11 protein-coding genes and 1 pseudogene are annotated in these 15,425 nt (G+C 61.9%); 4 read left to right on the top strand and 8 right to left on the bottom strand.

The annotated features are described in order from the left end of the window. Positions 1 to 5: 5 nt before the first annotated feature. The 6 genes from P3T17_RS01585 to P3T17_RS01560 all read right to left on the bottom strand — a co-directional run bounded on the left by P3T17_RS01585 (position 6) and on the right by P3T17_RS01560 (position 9,014). Complete coding sequence (locus P3T17_RS01585; RefSeq protein ID WP_429404285.1) at positions 6 to 1,415, bottom strand: dienelactone hydrolase family protein; 1,410 nt, start codon at positions 1,413 to 1,415, stop codon at positions 6 to 8. A 214-nt stretch (positions 1,416 to 1,629) separates the two neighbouring features. Then, entirely contained in the window at positions 1,630 to 3,081 is a 1,452-nt protein-coding gene (hydA, locus tag P3T17_RS01580) for a dihydropyrimidinase (RefSeq protein ID WP_429404283.1), read from the bottom strand. Positions 3,082 to 3,180: 99 nt separating this feature from the next. After that, on the bottom strand, positions 3,181 to 4,692 hold the full coding sequence (locus tag P3T17_RS01575) for an NCS1 family nucleobase:cation symporter-1 (RefSeq protein ID WP_429404281.1): 1,512 nt from the start codon (positions 4,690 to 4,692) through the stop codon (positions 3,181 to 3,183). A 135-nt stretch (positions 4,693 to 4,827) separates the two neighbouring features. Then, positions 4,828 to 6,147, bottom strand: coding sequence for an NAD-dependent dihydropyrimidine dehydrogenase subunit PreA (preA, locus tag P3T17_RS01570; protein WP_429404279.1), 1,320 nt, complete (start codon positions 6,145 to 6,147; stop codon positions 4,828 to 4,830). 80 nt (positions 6,148 to 6,227) lie between these two features. Beyond that, a complete protein-coding gene (locus P3T17_RS01565; protein ID WP_429404278.1) occupies positions 6,228 to 7,574 on the bottom strand; it encodes an NAD(P)-dependent oxidoreductase in 1,347 nt (448 codons plus the stop codon). A 159-nt stretch (positions 7,575 to 7,733) separates the two neighbouring features. Continuing rightward, complete coding sequence (locus P3T17_RS01560) at positions 7,734 to 9,014, bottom strand: Zn-dependent hydrolase (RefSeq protein ID WP_429404276.1); 1,281 nt, start codon at positions 9,012 to 9,014, stop codon at positions 7,734 to 7,736. A 331-nt stretch (positions 9,015 to 9,345) separates the two neighbouring features. On the opposite strand from P3T17_RS01560, the pseudogene P3T17_RS01555 reads away from it, so the two are divergent. The 4 genes and pseudogenes from P3T17_RS01555 to P3T17_RS01540 all read left to right on the top strand — a co-directional run bounded on the left by P3T17_RS01555 (position 9,346) and on the right by P3T17_RS01540 (position 13,698). Continuing rightward, a pseudogene (locus P3T17_RS01555) lies at positions 9,346 to 10,087 on the top strand (TetR family transcriptional regulator C-terminal domain-containing protein). Positions 10,088 to 10,101: 14 nt separating this feature from the next. Then, positions 10,102 to 10,956, top strand: coding sequence for an alpha/beta fold hydrolase (locus P3T17_RS01550; protein WP_429404274.1), 855 nt, complete (start codon positions 10,102 to 10,104; stop codon positions 10,954 to 10,956). 278 nt (positions 10,957 to 11,234) lie between these two features. Continuing rightward, positions 11,235 to 11,477 (top strand): hypothetical protein, encoded by a 243-nt coding sequence (locus P3T17_RS01545; protein ID WP_143787484.1) that lies wholly within the window; start codon positions 11,235 to 11,237, stop codon positions 11,475 to 11,477. 79 nt (positions 11,478 to 11,556) lie between these two features. Further along, positions 11,557 to 13,698, top strand: coding sequence for a phosphocholine-specific phospholipase C (locus tag P3T17_RS01540; protein WP_429404272.1), 2,142 nt, complete (start codon positions 11,557 to 11,559; stop codon positions 13,696 to 13,698). Between the two features lie 96 nt (positions 13,699 to 13,794). Here P3T17_RS01540 and P3T17_RS01535 read toward each other — a convergent pair whose 3' ends face one another. Both P3T17_RS01535 and P3T17_RS01530 read right to left on the bottom strand, forming a co-directional pair. Next, on the bottom strand, positions 13,795 to 15,096 hold the full coding sequence (locus P3T17_RS01535) for an MSMEG_0569 family flavin-dependent oxidoreductase (protein WP_429404270.1): 1,302 nt from the start codon (positions 15,094 to 15,096) through the stop codon (positions 13,795 to 13,797). 25 nt (positions 15,097 to 15,121) lie between these two features. Next, the gene (locus P3T17_RS01530; protein WP_074264022.1) at positions 15,122 to 15,406 is read right to left on the bottom strand and encodes an MSMEG_0570 family nitrogen starvation response protein; all 285 of its coding nucleotides are present in this window, start codon (positions 15,404 to 15,406) and stop codon (positions 15,122 to 15,124) included. Between the last annotated feature and the right edge of the window lie 19 nt (positions 15,407 to 15,425).

Raw genomic sequence — 15,425 nt, 5'->3', positions numbered from 1 at the left:
CCACATTATTTGCCGGTCCACACCACATCGCGATTTACGGCATACAACCGGCACCCGGCGTGTCCGTTTGCGCAGTAAGCCAGTGCGTCGTTGATCGGATCGATCCCCCATGCGTAGCCCCAGGCGCCGTCCGGTGCGATCGCAAAAGCACGCGGAGTGCGCAGGCTCAGAAACTTCGTGTACATCCGGCGACCGCGTTCGCTCAGATAAGGCACGGCGGAGACGTCCGTTAGTGCAGCGAATTTCGTGCTGGGCGGTTCCGACTCGAGCCGCGGCCAGACCACCGTGTTGTCCACCGCATAGAGCTGGCAATAGCGCGTGAGCTTCCAGCACCTGTCCATTGCACTCAGGCTGGGATCGAAACCGCCCGATATGTAAACCGCGCTCGTCGAACCGATTGCGATGGCGCGTGGGAGTGGTGCGGCAAGAAAGTGGCGATACACATCGTCGCGTTGCTTTTCGGTCAGAAACGGCACCGCGTCAAGGTCGTTGATGTCCGCATATGCGCTGGCTGCACGCGCTCGATCCGGCAAGTACTCGGGGTCGACTTCCTGGCTCGGCATGCCGATGCTTGCAAGAAACGAGTCGGCCTTCTGCACCCACAACGGCAGCCCGGCCCCGGAGGCGGTCATCGCATGGGCGTCCTTCTGGAATACACCGTAGTCGACCAGTTCCGCATGGGCACCCGCTGCGGTGTACTGTTTGAACATTGCCTGCCACGTGGGCGTGGCGAAGATCTGGTCGTTCTCGCCGAAGAACCAGATCGAAGGTAATTTCGTCTGCGCGCCGAACTGCTGTGCAGCGCTAATCAGGCTCGCATCCGGGCTTTTGCAGTCGGACTCCTTCACGCCTCCAGCGAAGCTGATAAGTCCCTTGACGTCAGGTGGATTGAGCGAGCCGAACGCAAGCGTATTCCATCCGCCCATGCTCTTGCCGGCCACCACGATATGCGAAGTATCGATACCGGGTAGCTGCTTCACATAGTCGAGCACCTTGCGAATATCGCGCGCCGAATCGAGTCCGAGCGCCGCGACGTCGCAGCCATGCGGCCTCGGATAGCCCTCGGAACCGGCATAGCCACGCATCATCGGCAGCGCAACCGCATAGCCGCGTGAAAGGAAATAGTAGGGAATAAAGTTATCGGCGACGCGCGGCGTGTTGCGCAGATCGTGCGACGCGCCATGATTCACGATCACGAGCGGAAACGGGCCGCCGTGCGACGGCATGAACAGCGTCACCTGCAGATGCAGCGGCGGCGACGATTCGACCGGCACGCTCAGCAACTGTTCGTTGAGCGGCGCGCGTGGCGCGCTATCGGGCTCGATCGTGACGGACGTCGCGGCGAACCCTGGCCGCGTCGATGCCGCAAGCAGCACGCATAGAAACAAGACGAATGACGAAATCGAACGCAACATACGCGGCTGGTTTTAGTTGTTAGCGCGAGGAGGCTTGAATCAGGTTGAGACCAAGGCAGTACCTGCCTGCTCCCGTTTAACGGCAAGCGACGGCAAAACTGAATAGCCGCGAGCGCTCAGGGCGAGCGCCCGACCTCTCATAACGCTAACAACCTCAACCTGGCGAGCGCGCAGCGACATTCACACAAAACCTGCGCGCTCGCCGCGCCGACGACTACCGCTCCACCGCGTGCGGCTCCTTGAGCTTGTTGGCCACGCGGATCGCATCGAAGTAAGCCGCATTAGGCGGACGCTTCAGATACTGGCCCGCGCCGCGTACGGCCCGCAGATCGCCATCGGTCCACGCCAACGCACCGCGCGTCAGCGTGTGTGTCGCGACGCCCTGCACCGTCATACCTTCGAACACGTTGAAATCGACCTTTTGGTGATGCGTCTTGACCGAGATCGTCTTGCTGGCGGTTGGGTCCCAAACTACCAGATCTGCATCTGCGCCCACTTGCACCGCCCCCTTGCGCGGATACAGGTTGAAAATCTGCGCCGCATTGGTCGAGGTAATGCGCACGAACTCGTTAGGCGTGAGACGCCCCGAATTCACGCCGTGATGCCACAGCACCGACATGCGGTCTTCCACCCCGCCGCAGCCGTTTGGAATCTTCGTGAAGTCCTCGCGCCCCATGGCCTTTTGCGAGGCGCAGAACACGCAGTGATCGGTAGCGGTAGTGTGTAACTGACCCGCTTGCAGTCCGCTCCATAGCGCCTCGCGATGCTCGGCAGAACGGAACGGCGGGCTCATCACGTGCGCCGCGGCACGGGTCCAGTCCGGATCGCGATAGACGGCCTCGTCGATCACGAGGTGTCCCGGCAAGACTTCGCCGAATACCCGCAGGCCTTCGCTGCGCGCCCGCGCAATTGCGTCGGCCGCATCTTTCGACGACACGTGGACGATATACACCGGCACCCCCAGCACCTGGGCAATGCGAATCGCCCGGTTAGCCGCCTCGCCTTCCACTTCAGGCGGCCGCGAAAGCGGATGCGCTTCCGGTCCGGTGATGCCACGCTCAAGCAACTGACGCTGCAACTGGAACACCAGTTCGCCGTTTTCCGCATGGACGGTGGGCAGTGCGCCAAGTTCGAGCGAACGCGCGAAGCTGTTCACCAGCACTTCGTCGTCGGCCATGATGGCGTTCTTGTAGGCCATGAAGTGCTTGAAACTCGACACCCCATGCTCATGCACGAGCGTGCCCATGTCGCGATGCACGGATTCGTCCCACCAGGTCACCGCTACGTGAAAGCCGTAATCGGCCGAGGCTTTCTCGGCCCAGCCGCGCCACGCATGAAACGCCTCCATCAACGGCTGGCGCGGACTCGGAATCACGAAGTCGATGATGCTCGTGGTGCCGCCCGACAAACCTGCTGCCGTGCCCGTATAGAAGTCGTCGCTTGCAGTGGTGCCCATGAAGGGCAATTCCATGTGCGTATGCGGGTCGATGCCCCCCGGCATCACATACTGTCCATGCGCGTCCACAATCGACGCACCCGCAGGCGCCTCCAGTTCCGGGCCAACCTGCAGGATCTTGCCGCCGTCCTGCGGGTCCGCGCACAACACGTCTGCCCGCCAGCTACGGTCCGCGTCGATTACCGTGCCGCCGCGAATCAGGATCGTCATCTTGCTGCCTCCTCATTGACTGCTACGTATTCGTTGCCGTTGCTGCTGCATCGGCGAGGCACGGGTGGTTTCAACATCCGTGCCTCTTCCATGCCTGCCTTATGCGCTGGCAACCCGCGCACTCGGCCCTTTGCTGAATTTCATCCACGCGGTGTAGACGATGGACGCGAGTGCAAGACCCACGAACCACGCATACGTGTAGAGCGTATTGAAGAACGCCGGCACGTTAGGGAACGTCGCCGGAAACGCGGTATGCAGAAAACCCGGCAGATTCGGCAAGACCCCCACCAGCAGCGCCACCACGGCGCCGATATTCCAGCCACCGGTGTAACTGTACTCGCCGTTCTCGTCGAACAGTTCGCGCTGATCGAGCTCTGTACCGCGAATCAGAAAGTAATCCACCATGAGGATGCCGGCCACCGGTCCGAGCAAGGCCGAATAGCCCACCAGCCACGTGAAAATATAGCCCTGCGTCGTCGCCAGGATCTTCCACGGCATCATCACGATCGCGATGGTCGCGGTAATCATGCCGCCCACGCGATACGAAATACCCTTGGGCCAGAGGCTCGAAAAATCATACGCGGGCCCGACCAGGTTGGCCGCGAGGTTGCAGCACATCGTATCGAGCGTCAGGATCACGAGCGCAACGCCTACGCCAATGCCGGTCATGCGGCTCGTGAGATCGATAGGATCCCAGATCGCTTTGCCGTAGATCACCACGGTAGCCGAGGTCACCACCACGGAAATGACCGAGAGCAACGCCATCGGCGCGGGCAAGCCGATCGACTGGCCGATGATCTGATCGCGCTGCGAGCGGGCAAAGCGCGTGAAGTCGGGAATGTTCAGCGCAAGCGTGGCCCAGAAGCCCACCATCGCGGTAAGCCCCGGCCAGAACGTCGCCCAGAACAGGCCTTCCTTCTTCCCGCCAGCTACGAACTGCGACGGCGCCGAGAGCATCGAACCGATTCCGCCGGCCTTCGAGGTCGCCCACCACACGAGCGCAATACACATCACCACCTTGATCGGCGCCGACCAGCTTTCCAGCCAGCGGATCGAGTCGGTGCCATGCACAATGAAGTAGATCTGCAGGGCCCAGAACACAAGGAAACACGCCAGCTGCCCAAGCGAAATATCGAGGAACGGCAGCGCATCGCCGTGCAGTGCATTGCCGGTCAGGATATTGAGCAGCGTATAGATCGCGCTGCCGCCAAGCCACGTTTGAATCCCGTACCAACCGCAAGCGACAATCGCACGCAGCATGGCCGGCAATTTCGCCCCTTGCGTGCCGAACGACGAACGCACCAGCACCGCATACGGAATGCCGTGTTTCGCCCCGGCGTGCCCGATCAGCAGCATCGGCACGAGCACGATCAGGTTGCCGAGCAGCACGGTAACAACCGCCTGCCACGGCGACATGCCCTGCTCCGTCAAGCCGGCGGCGAGCATGTACGAAGCGATATTCATCACCATTCCCACCCACAGCGCGGCGAAGTGATACCACATCCATGTGCGCTGCGCGACGCCGGTTGGAGCCAGGTCGTCGTTGTAGAGGCTGCTGGCTTGCGCGCCGGCCGCTAGCTGCGGATCGACGGTTTGCGCTGTCTGCTTCATTGAAGTATCTCCACTTCGTCGTTGTGGCCTGCGCCTCTTCTCGCGATGCTTCAGGAGACGTCAGGCCGGATGGGAACCAGGTTCAGTACGAGCGCCTCGTTTGTTACGGGTTCTTCCTTGTTATGCGTTACTACGTCAGGCCGCCTTCACGGCGGCCTGCTGCCCGACCTGCGGTGCTGCCTGCTGCGCCGGCGCATTCGCGCTCGCCGGGTTGTTCGGATGCGTGGTCCAGTTGGCGTACTCACCGGCGTCGACGCGTTCCATCGTGATGCACTCGTCAACCGGGCAGACGTGCATGCATAAGTTACACCCAACACACTCGGAGTCCACCACTTCAAAATGCCGTACGCCATCCTTTTCGCGCATGATGGCCTGATGCGCGGTGTCTTCGCAGGCGATATGGCACAGTCCGCACTGGATGCACTTGTCCTGATCGATGCGCGCCTTGATGTCGTACTTGAGATTCAGGTACTTCCAGTCGGTCACGTTGGGCACCGCGCGGCCGCGAATGTCCTCGAGCGTGGCGTAACCTTTTTCGTCCATCCAGTTCGACAGACCGTCGGCGAGGTCGGAGACAATTCGGAAGCCGTAGTGCATTGCCGCCGTGCAAACCTGCACGCTGCCTGCGCCCAGCACGATAAATTCCGCCGCATCGCGCCATGTCGAAATGCCGCCGATACCGGAGATCGGCAGATCAGGCGTTTCGGTATCGCGCGCGATTTCGGCCACCATGTTCAGCGCGATCGGTTTGACCGCCGGGCCGCAATAGCCGCCGTGCGTACCCTTGCCGTCGACAATCGGCATCGGCGCCATCACGTCGAGATCCACGCCCACGATCGAGTTGATCGTATTGATCAGCGAGACACCGTCCGCACCGCCCTTGTAGGCCGCGCGCGAACCCATGCGGATGTCGCTGATGTTCGGCGTCAGCTTGACGAGGCACGGCAGCTTCGTGCCTTCCTTGACCCAGCGCGTGACCATCTCCACGTATTCGGGCACCTGCCCCACTGCCGAGCCCATGCCGCGCTCGCTCATGCCGTGCGGGCAGCCGAAATTCAGTTCGACGGCATCGGCGCCGGTGTCTTCGACCAGCGGCAGGATCCATTTCCAGTCGCTTTCGTTGCACGGCACCATCAGCGAGACGATCAGCGCGCGGTCCGGCCAGTCGCGCTTGACCTGGGCGATCTCGCGCAGATTGACGTCGAGCGGACGGTCCGTGATCAGTTCGATATTGTTCAGGCCTGCGATACGTTGGCCGTTCCATTGCACTGCGCCATAGCGCGAGCTGACGTTGACCACGTGCGGATCGAGGCCGAGCGTTTTCCAGACCACGCCGCCCCAGCCTGCTTCGAAGGCGCGGTTGACGTTATAGGCTTTGTCGGTCGGCGGCGCGGAGGCGAGCCAGAAGGGGTTCGGCGAAGTGATGCCGGCAATCGTACAACGCAGATCGGCCATGTTCGGCTCCTTGGGACTTTGTTTTATCGTGAGGTCGGGTGAGTGGCTTTGCCAGGCGCAGTGCGCTCGCTTGCGGATCGCTAGGCGGCCTTGACCGCCGTGCGGGCGAAGTGCGCATCGATGGCGGCGGCGGCAAGCTTGCCGTCCTGCACCGCCTGCACAGTCAGATCGACGCCGCCCGTCGCGGCGCAATCGCCACCGGCCCACACATCGGGCAATGAGGTCTGCCCGTTCGCGTCAACGGCGATCCGGCTGCCATCGAGTGTCAGCAGGTCACGCTCCACGCCCACTGCCACCAGCGTCTGGCCGATTGCCTTTAACACCATGTCCGCCTCCACAACGAAACGCTCGCTGCCCTCAGCCGAGTTACGCTCGAACTCCACACCCGTCACATTGCCGTCACCGCCGATCAGGCGAACCGGCTTCGCATGCGTGATGAGCGTCACTCCCTGGCTTTGCGCAAACTCGCGTTCAGCCCACGTCGCGCTCATCGTCTCCACACCGCGCCGGTAGACCATCGCCACCGTCGTGGCGCCCAGCTTGCGGCTTTGCACCGCGGCATCCACCGCCGTATTGCCACCGCCGATCACGACGACGCGGCGGCCCACCGGCACCGTCGCAAGATCGCTCGCCTGACGCACCTGCTCGATGAAATCGACTGCGTCAAGCACACCGCCGAGCGCTTCGCCTTCCAGCGCCAACTCGCGCACGCCGGTCAGGCCGATCGCCAGAAACACCGCGTCATGTTGCTTGCGCAGCGCATCGAGACTCACGTCGCGCCCAAGCGTCACACCGTTTTTGATTTCGATGCCGCCTACCGAGCACAGCCAGGCCACTTCGCGCTGGGCGAAATCGTCGATCGTCTTGTACGCAGCGATGCCGTATTCGTTAAGACCACCAGGCTTTTCATGCGCGTCGTAAATCGTCACGCGATGCCCCGCCAGCGCCAGCCGATGCGCACATGCCAGCCCCGCCGGACCCGCGCCGACGACGGCCACATGACGCCCGGTGTCGGCCGCGCGCCTGAATAGCACCTCGCCGCGCGCCATCGCCCAATCGGTCGCGTGACGTTGCAGCGCGCCGATCGCCACCGGCTTCTCGTCCTGATGATTGCGCACGCACGCCCCTTCGCACAGGATCTCGGTCGGACAAACCCGCGCGCACATGCCGCCCAACGGATTCGCCGAAAGAATATCGTGGGCCGCGCCTTTCAGATTGCCGTTGCCGATCTTGCGGATAAAACTGGGAATATCGATCTGCGTCGGACACGCCTGAATGCATGGAGCGTCGTAGCAGTAATGGCAGCGGCTCGCCGCCACCGCTGCGGCGGCCGGATCGAGCAAGGGCGAGATATCGGCGAATTCGCAGGAAAGCTGCTCGGGCGACAGCCGATGCGGGGCAATGTCGCCGGTTTGCTTGATGGCCATACACGTTCCTTCTTGAATGTGAGGACGTAGCCGTATCCGCCGGCTGCACGCGAGCGCAGTCGGGACGGCTTGTTTTATAGGTGATGCGGTCAGGCCTTTCTAAAGGCGCCGACGCCCGGTCGAATTACGCGGCGCGGCGCCTCCTTCATCCTTCAAAGCTCATGAAGCCGGTTCGCAGGCACGCTCCAGCATGGCGTGCAGCAGCACATTGGCGCCTGCTTCGATCCATTCGAGCGTGGCGTCCTCGATCTCGTTGTGACTGATACCGTCGACGCACGGCACAAACACCATGGAGGTCGGTGCGACCTGCGAGAGATAACAGGCGTCGTGTCCCGCACCGGACACCATGTCGCGATGCGGATAGCCGAAGCGCTGCGCGGCGGCGCGCACCGACTTCACGCAGGCCGCGTCGAAAGCGACGGGCTTGTAATAGAAAATCTGCTCGAGCTCGGTTTCGAGGCCAATGCCACTCGCGATCTTTTCGACGCCTTCGCGTAGCGCGGCATCCATCTTCGCCAGCACGGCATCGTCAGGATGACGAAAATCCACGGTGAAAAAGACGCGGCCCGGAATCACATTGCGCGAGTTCGGGTGCACCTGCATCATGCCGACAGTCGCACAACCGAACGGCGCGTTGTCGAGCCCGATGCGATTGACGAGATCGACTACCCGTGCAGCGCCGAGCAACGCGTCTCGACGGCGCGGCATTGGCGTCGGGCCCGCGTGCGCTTCCTGGCCAGTCAGCGTGATTTCGTACCAGCGCTGCCCTTGCGCGTCGGTCACGACGCCGATCGTCTTATGTTCCGCTTCGAGAATCGGCCCTTGTTCGATATGCAGTTCGAACGCCGCATGCAAGGGCCGGCCGCCGCACGGCACATCGCCTGCATAGCCGATGCGCTTGAGTTCCTCGCCGATCGTCTTGCCGTCCACGTCCTTGCGCGACAAGCCGTATTCGAGCGTAAACACGCCGGCAAACACACCGGAGGCGACCATCGCCGGAGCGAAGCGCGAGCCTTCCTCGTTGGTCCAGATCACCACTTCGATCGGATGTTCGGTTTCGATGCCGTGATCGTTCAGACTGCGAATCACTTCAAGTCCGCCCAGCACACCATAGATGCCGTCGAAACGCCCGCCGGTGGGTTGCGAATCCGCATGCGAGCCGGTCATGACCGGCAGCGCGTTCGGGTTGCGCCCGGCACGCCGCATGAAGACATTGCCCATCTGATCCACCGTCACCGTGCAGCCCGCCTCTTTGGCCCAGCTTACGATCAGGTCACGCCCCTGCATGTCGAGATCGGTTAGCGCCAGGCGGCAGACGCCGCCTTTAGGTGTCCCGCCGATTTTCGCCATCGTCATCAGGCTGTCCCACAGACGCTTGCCGTCGACCTTGATCGACGTATCGGGTTCAGCATGCTTTAACGCCTCGGATACCGCGTTCATTCGTCTCGCTCCTTTCGATGAACCGACCTTTCTGCTGCGATCACACATCGCGCCAAATAAAACTGGTGCATTTACGGCTGATTTTAGGGCGTTTTCGCACGGCTGCGGTGCACGTGGATCGCCTTCTCACCCGCACCCGGCAAAGGGCTAACCCTGGGGTATCGCCCGCTCGCCCAATCCTGTCCGATTGGACAGGTTGTAGACGATTAACGCCGCCAAATCAATGCTTTTCGTACGTGGGCATATAGAGCGAAAAGCGTGCCATTGCGATGCAGCATGCCGCATTGGCGCGCAGCGAATGAGCGTGTCCAAAATCTTGCGAACGACTAGAATGAAGCGCGACGCGGCATACGAGCCGCGCGAGGCCAACAATGAGACACGACGAAGTGGCAGCCGACATCGCGGGAAACGACGACACCCCCACACCTTTGCGGCGGCGCAAGGCGCACATCCGCGAATCGAACGAGGCCCATCTGCTGGCCTGTGCGGAAGCGGTATTCGCCGAGCGGGGACTGGAAGGCGCCAGCACGGCGATGATTGCCGAACGTGCAGGCTTACCGAAAGCTAACCTGCATTACTACTTCCCAACGAAGCTGGCGTTGTATCGCAGGGTGCTCGAAGATCTGTTCGAAGACTGGCATCGTGCCGCGGATACGTTCGAGGGCAGCGACGATCCGGTTGAAGCGATCAGCGGCTACGTGCGGGTGAAGATGGAGTTGTCGCGGCGGCGGCCATTGGGCTCGAAAGTGTGGGCCAACGAAATCATCCACGGTGCGGAGCATATGCAGGACATTCTCACGCAACGTGTCAAGCCCTGGCTCGAGAGCCGCGTGAAAGTGATCGACGACTGGATCGCACGCGGTCTGCTCGCACCCGTGAGCGCGCAAACCCTCATGTACATGATCTGGGCGACCACTCAGCACTACGCCGACTTCGACGCGCAGATTCTGGCACTCGGTGGCAGACGTGCGCTGACGCAGAAGGCGTTCGAAGCCTCCACCGAGGAGGTGGTGCAATTGGTGATTCGTGCATGCGGTGCGGTATCGCCTGCTGCGAACCGGACTCAACCGTAACGACGTTGTCACGCATGCAAATCCAGGCCGCAACGGACGGCACAGCAACCGCAAGCGAATTCGCCATCTTGCCGGCCACCTCCGCACGCGAGGCGCTGCGAATCGAATACCAGTGGATCAATGCCGAATTGCGCACGGCGCCGATCGCGTTGTTTCTGCATGAAGGACTCGGCTCGATTGCCATGTGGCGCGGCTGGCCGCAACAGCTTTGCGACCAGCTCGGCATGCGTGGTCTCGTCTATTCGCGTCCCGGCTATGGCCACTCGACGCCGCGACCACGCGATACCGTCTGGCCGGTCGATTATCTGAGCATTCAGGCACGCGACGTTTTGCCAGCGTTGCTGGAAGCATTGCGTATCGGGCCCGAAGAACGCGCACGCATGTGGGTGATCGGCCATAGCGACGGCGCTTCGATCGCGCTGCTATACGCCGCTTCGTTTCCGCGCCTGCTGGCAGGCGCTATCTCTATCGCGCCGCATGTGTTCGCGGAAGATATTTCGCTGCAAGGAATCGCCGAGACCAAAGCGGCCTACGAGCACGCCGGCCTGCGCGATAAGCTCAGTCGCTTTCACGCCGATGTCGATTCGGCGTTCTACGGCTGGAGCGACATCTGGTTGAGCCCAGCTTACAGAACGTGGAGCATTGTCGAGGAATTGCGCGCGATCCGCTGCCCGTTGCTTGCAGCACAGGGGCACGACGATCACTACGGCACGATGGCGCACCTCGATACGATCGCCACGTGCGTACCTCAGGCACATCTCCTCAAGCTCGATGCTTGCGGACACTCGCCGCATCGCGACACGCCAGACGCGCTCAACGCGGCGATCGTCGCGTTTGTCAGGTCTGTCGCGACCACGCAAAGTGGTTAATTGCGCAAACATACACAATTACAACTTCTTCCCCAACGTTCATAAATCTTACACAGGTAAGTAGTTATCCTTCGACGGTGCTGAGCCAAGGTGCGTCACCTTGGCCAATGTCCCCCCAATACCGTCAAAGGCCTCCCATGTCTTCCAGGTCTGAGCGAAGCGAGCTGTTCGAATCCCAACCCCCGGGTAAACGTTTGGCGGCAGCACCACGCGCGCGGCTGCGCACGTTCGGAAGAGCGGCATTGGCGGCGTCATTGTGTGTCTGCGTAAGCGTCACTTTGAGCGCATGCAGCAACGACGACGACAAGGCACCTGAAACGGCAACGACGACCTCAGATCAGGTCAACTCCGCGCCGCCCGCGCCCTACGCGATGCCGCAAAACGTTGCCACCCAGGCGGCGCCGGCGGCAGCAGCCGGGCTGCCGCCCAACGCCTTCCAGACACCGCCGCCGACCGCCGCCCAGGTCGGAGCCGCGGCGTCCGACAGTCTTGTAACACCCGTGATTCACACCGTTGATTGAGGTCGTCCGACTCCCCGCGCCGGTTCTACCCGTTTGCTCACCGTCGCGCATATTCCTTCCCTGAAGATCGAAGCCCAACATGACATCAAAAAATCGCCGTGATTTTCTGCGCGCAGCCGCCTCGGCTGCGGGTTCTGCAACCGCGTTGAGCATGCTGCCCCTCGGCATTCGCAACGCACTCGCGATTCCCGCCAACAACGCCAAAGGCAATATCCAGGACGTCGAGCACATCATCATCCTGATGCAGGAAAACCGCGCATTCGACCACTACTTCGGCACGCTGCGCGGCGTGCGCGGCTTTGGCGACACGCGCGCCATCACGCTGCCCACCGGCAACCCGGTGTGGTACCAACCGCTCACCGAAGGCATTACCGCTGACGCGGGCTACGTGCTGCCGTTCCGTCCGAGCGCGCCGAATCTCGGCCTGCAGTTCCTGCAGGATCTGGCGCACGACTGGGACACCACGCACACGGCATGGAACGGTGGCTTGTACAACCAGTGGGTGCCTGCGAAGGGCACCACGACGATGGCGTACATGACGCGCGACGACATTCCGTTCCATTACGCGCTGGCCGACGCATTCACGATTTGCGACGCGTATCACTGCTCGCTGCTGGGACCGACCGACCCGAACCGCTACTACATGTGGACCGGCTGGGTAGGTAACGACGGCAGCGGCGGCGGCCCGGTGATCGACAACTCCGAGCTCGGCTACGGCTGGTCGACGTATCCAGAAGTGCTGCAAAACGCCGGTATTTCGTGGAAGATCTATCAGGACATCGGCACCGGCCTGAACGCGGCCGGTTCGTGGGGCTGGGGCTCCGATGCGTATATCGGCAACTACGGCGACAACTCGCTGCTCTACTTCAACCAGTATCGCAACGCGACGCCGGGCAATCCGCTGTACGACAAGGCGCGCACCGGCACCAACGTGGCAAACGGCGGCACTTACTTCGATATCCTCAAGCAGGATGTGACCAACAATACGCTGCCGCAAGTCTCGTGGATCGTCGCTCCGGAAGCGTATTCCGAGCATCCGAACTGGCCCGCGAACTACGGCGCATGGTACGTCGATCAGGTGCTGCAGGTTCTGACCTCCAACCCGGAGGTGTGGAGCAAGACGGTGCTGCTCATCAACTACGACGAAAACGATGGTTTCTTCGATCACGTGCCGCCCCCGTTCGCACCGGCTTCGAGCGCCAACGGCCTGTCGACTGTCGCCAACACCAACGAGATCTATCTGGGCAACGGCCAATATCCGGCCGGCGAAAATGTGAACGGCCCGTACGGCATGGGTCCGCGCGTGCCGATGATCGTGGTGTCGCCGTGGTCGAAGGGCGGTTATGTGTGCTCGCAAGTGTTCGACCACACGTCGGTGATCCGCTTTATCGAAAAGCGCTTCGGCCACAATCACGACCTCGGCGAATCGAATATCACGCCGTGGCGCCGTGCGGTGTCCGGTGACCTGATGTCGGCATTCAACTTCGTCAATCCGAACGACGCCACGCCGACGCTGCCGAGCACGACTGGCTACGCTCCGCCGGACCAGTTGCGTCATCCGGACTATGTGCCGGTTCCGCCGCTCGTGCAGGCCGTGCCGAAGCAGGAACCTGGCGTGCGCCCGGCGCGTGCGCTGCCCTACGAGTTCTTCGTGCGGCTGCGCAGCGGCGCATCGCAAGGCAAGATCGCACTGGGCTTCGTGAACAGCGGACAGGCCGGCGCAGCGTTCCTCGTCTATTCGACCAACAGCAGCACGGCACCGCTCACCTACACCGTCGAAGCCGGCAAGCGCCTTGACGACCAGTTGCCGCTCAACGCCAACGGCACCTACGACTACACCGTGTACGGCCCGAACGGCTATCTGCGCCGCTTCGCCGGCAAGCCCGTGGCAGCGTCGAACTGGTGGAGCAAATCGGAAGTGGCCAATCCGGAAGTGGCTGAAGGCTACGACGTCGCCAACGGCAATCTGCAGTTGCGTCTCGAGAACCAGGGCACGGCACACTGCGAGTTCACTGTCACCAATGCGTACGATCCGAGCATGGTGATCCGGCAAAAGGTGGCCGGCGGCAAGACGGACGAGATCTATCTCGACCTGCGCGCCGCTTATGGCTGGTACGACCTGACGGTGACCGTCGATACGGACCCGACCTTCACGCGGCGCCTTGGTGGCCACGTCGAAACGGGACACAGCAGCTTTAGCGATCCGGCATTGGGCGCTTGAGCATCGGATAGCGACGCTTAAATCGCTAACCGTCGAAACACTGCCTGAACTGCGAGACTTCTGCGCGGTCCAGGCAGTTTTGTTTTGTCACGCCTCTCAAGCCGCCATCGACGCACACGTCGCGGCCCGCTCACGCTCTTTTGCAAGAAGCGCCTGCACGACGTATTCCGCATCGCGCGCAATTCCCGAGAAGCGGCCCGAGCCCCATGTATGCAACCACGGCAAGCCGACGAAATACAATCCTACGACCGGCGTCACGCCGCGGTGATGGGCCGGATAGCCGCGCCCGTTGAACACCGGCGCATCGATCCAGCTAAAGTCGGGCGTAAAGCCGATACACCAGATGATCGATGTAATACCGCTCGCTGCAAGTTCGAGCGTCGCGCGTTCGTGCGGCGGCTGCCATAACGGCTTGTAGGGAACGCCTGGCGGCGCGCTGATGCCATTCTTTTCGATGAAAGCGTCGATGCTTGCATTGATGCGGTTATACGTGTCGTCCGCATCGTCGAGATTGGCCGCGAGATTCGGCTGAAAATGCAACTGTCCATCGCGCAGATCCTCGAGCCGTCCGTATAATTCCATGCCCTCCGTGGCAAAGCGGCGCAAGTCGATATCGCGTCCACCGTCGCGGCCGGTCACATAGTGATTGGTGTTGTCGCGCACCCCTTCGCGCAACGGATGTTTTTCTACCGGCATATCGTAGTACTGCATATCCGCGAGCCAATCCACCACATCGCGCCCGCGATAAAAGCGTGCGCAGCGCGGCGCCTCGCCTACGGCGAGCACCACCTTGCGGCCGGCCAGATGCAGGTCCTCCGCGATTTGCGCACCGGACTGCCCTGAGCCTACCACCAGCACCGCACCTTCCGGTAGCGCCTGCGGATTGCGATACTCAGACGACTGCAGCTGCACGATCTGCACTGGCAGACGCTCTGCCATGCGTGGCACGATCGGCGTGTGGTAGCCGCCTGAAGCCACCACGACGTGGTCCGCCGTGAAATCACCCTGCGAGGTGGCCACCGCATAGCTGCCATCCTCCTGGCGCTTCACGCGGCTGACCTGCGTGTGCTCGAGCAGCGGTGCATCCACCATCGCAATGAAGCCATCGAGGTACGCGATGATTTCGTCCTTTTTCATGAAGCCATGCGGATCGTCGCCGGAGTACGGGTAGCCTGGCAACGCGCATTGCCAGTTCGGCGTGACGAGGCAGAACGCATCCCAGCGCTGCTTGCGCCAGGTGTGCGTGACGGTCTGCTTTTCGAGCACGAGGTGATCGACGCCGGCCTGCTTCAGGTAATAGCTGACCGACAGGCCCGCCTGCCCGCCGCCAACGACGAGCACGCTGTAATGGCCATTGCCGCGTGGACCCGCGCTCATGGAATGCGCTGTGTTCGACATGATGCGTCCTTGCAAGTAATAACGTTCAGACCAGTTCGATGACTTTCACGGTGGCGTCCGCGTGGTCGCGAAAGCGCTGCGCGTCGTGTTCGATCTGCGCGAGTTGATCCATCGCTGCCGAGCACGCGAAACCATACTTCTGCCGCACCCGCTCCGAAGCAATGTTGAGCGCCTCACGCGAGCGTTTGACGAAATCGTCGAGCGGATACATATGGCCCGGCGTAAAAAAGTCGCTGACTACCTGTGACGGCGAATAGCAGTTCGCTTCCTCGCCATCGGGCCATTGAATGCGAAAGTGCATGACAGGCATGGAAATTCCTTTGTGCAAA

The organism is Paraburkholderia sp. GAS82 (assembly GCF_050436285.1).
Taxonomy (GTDB): Bacteria; Pseudomonadota; Gammaproteobacteria; order Burkholderiales; family Burkholderiaceae; genus Paraburkholderia; species Paraburkholderia phenazinium_B.
The sequence above is the reverse complement of the archived record's forward strand: the minus strand, read 5'-3'. Positions and strand labels throughout refer to the sequence as shown.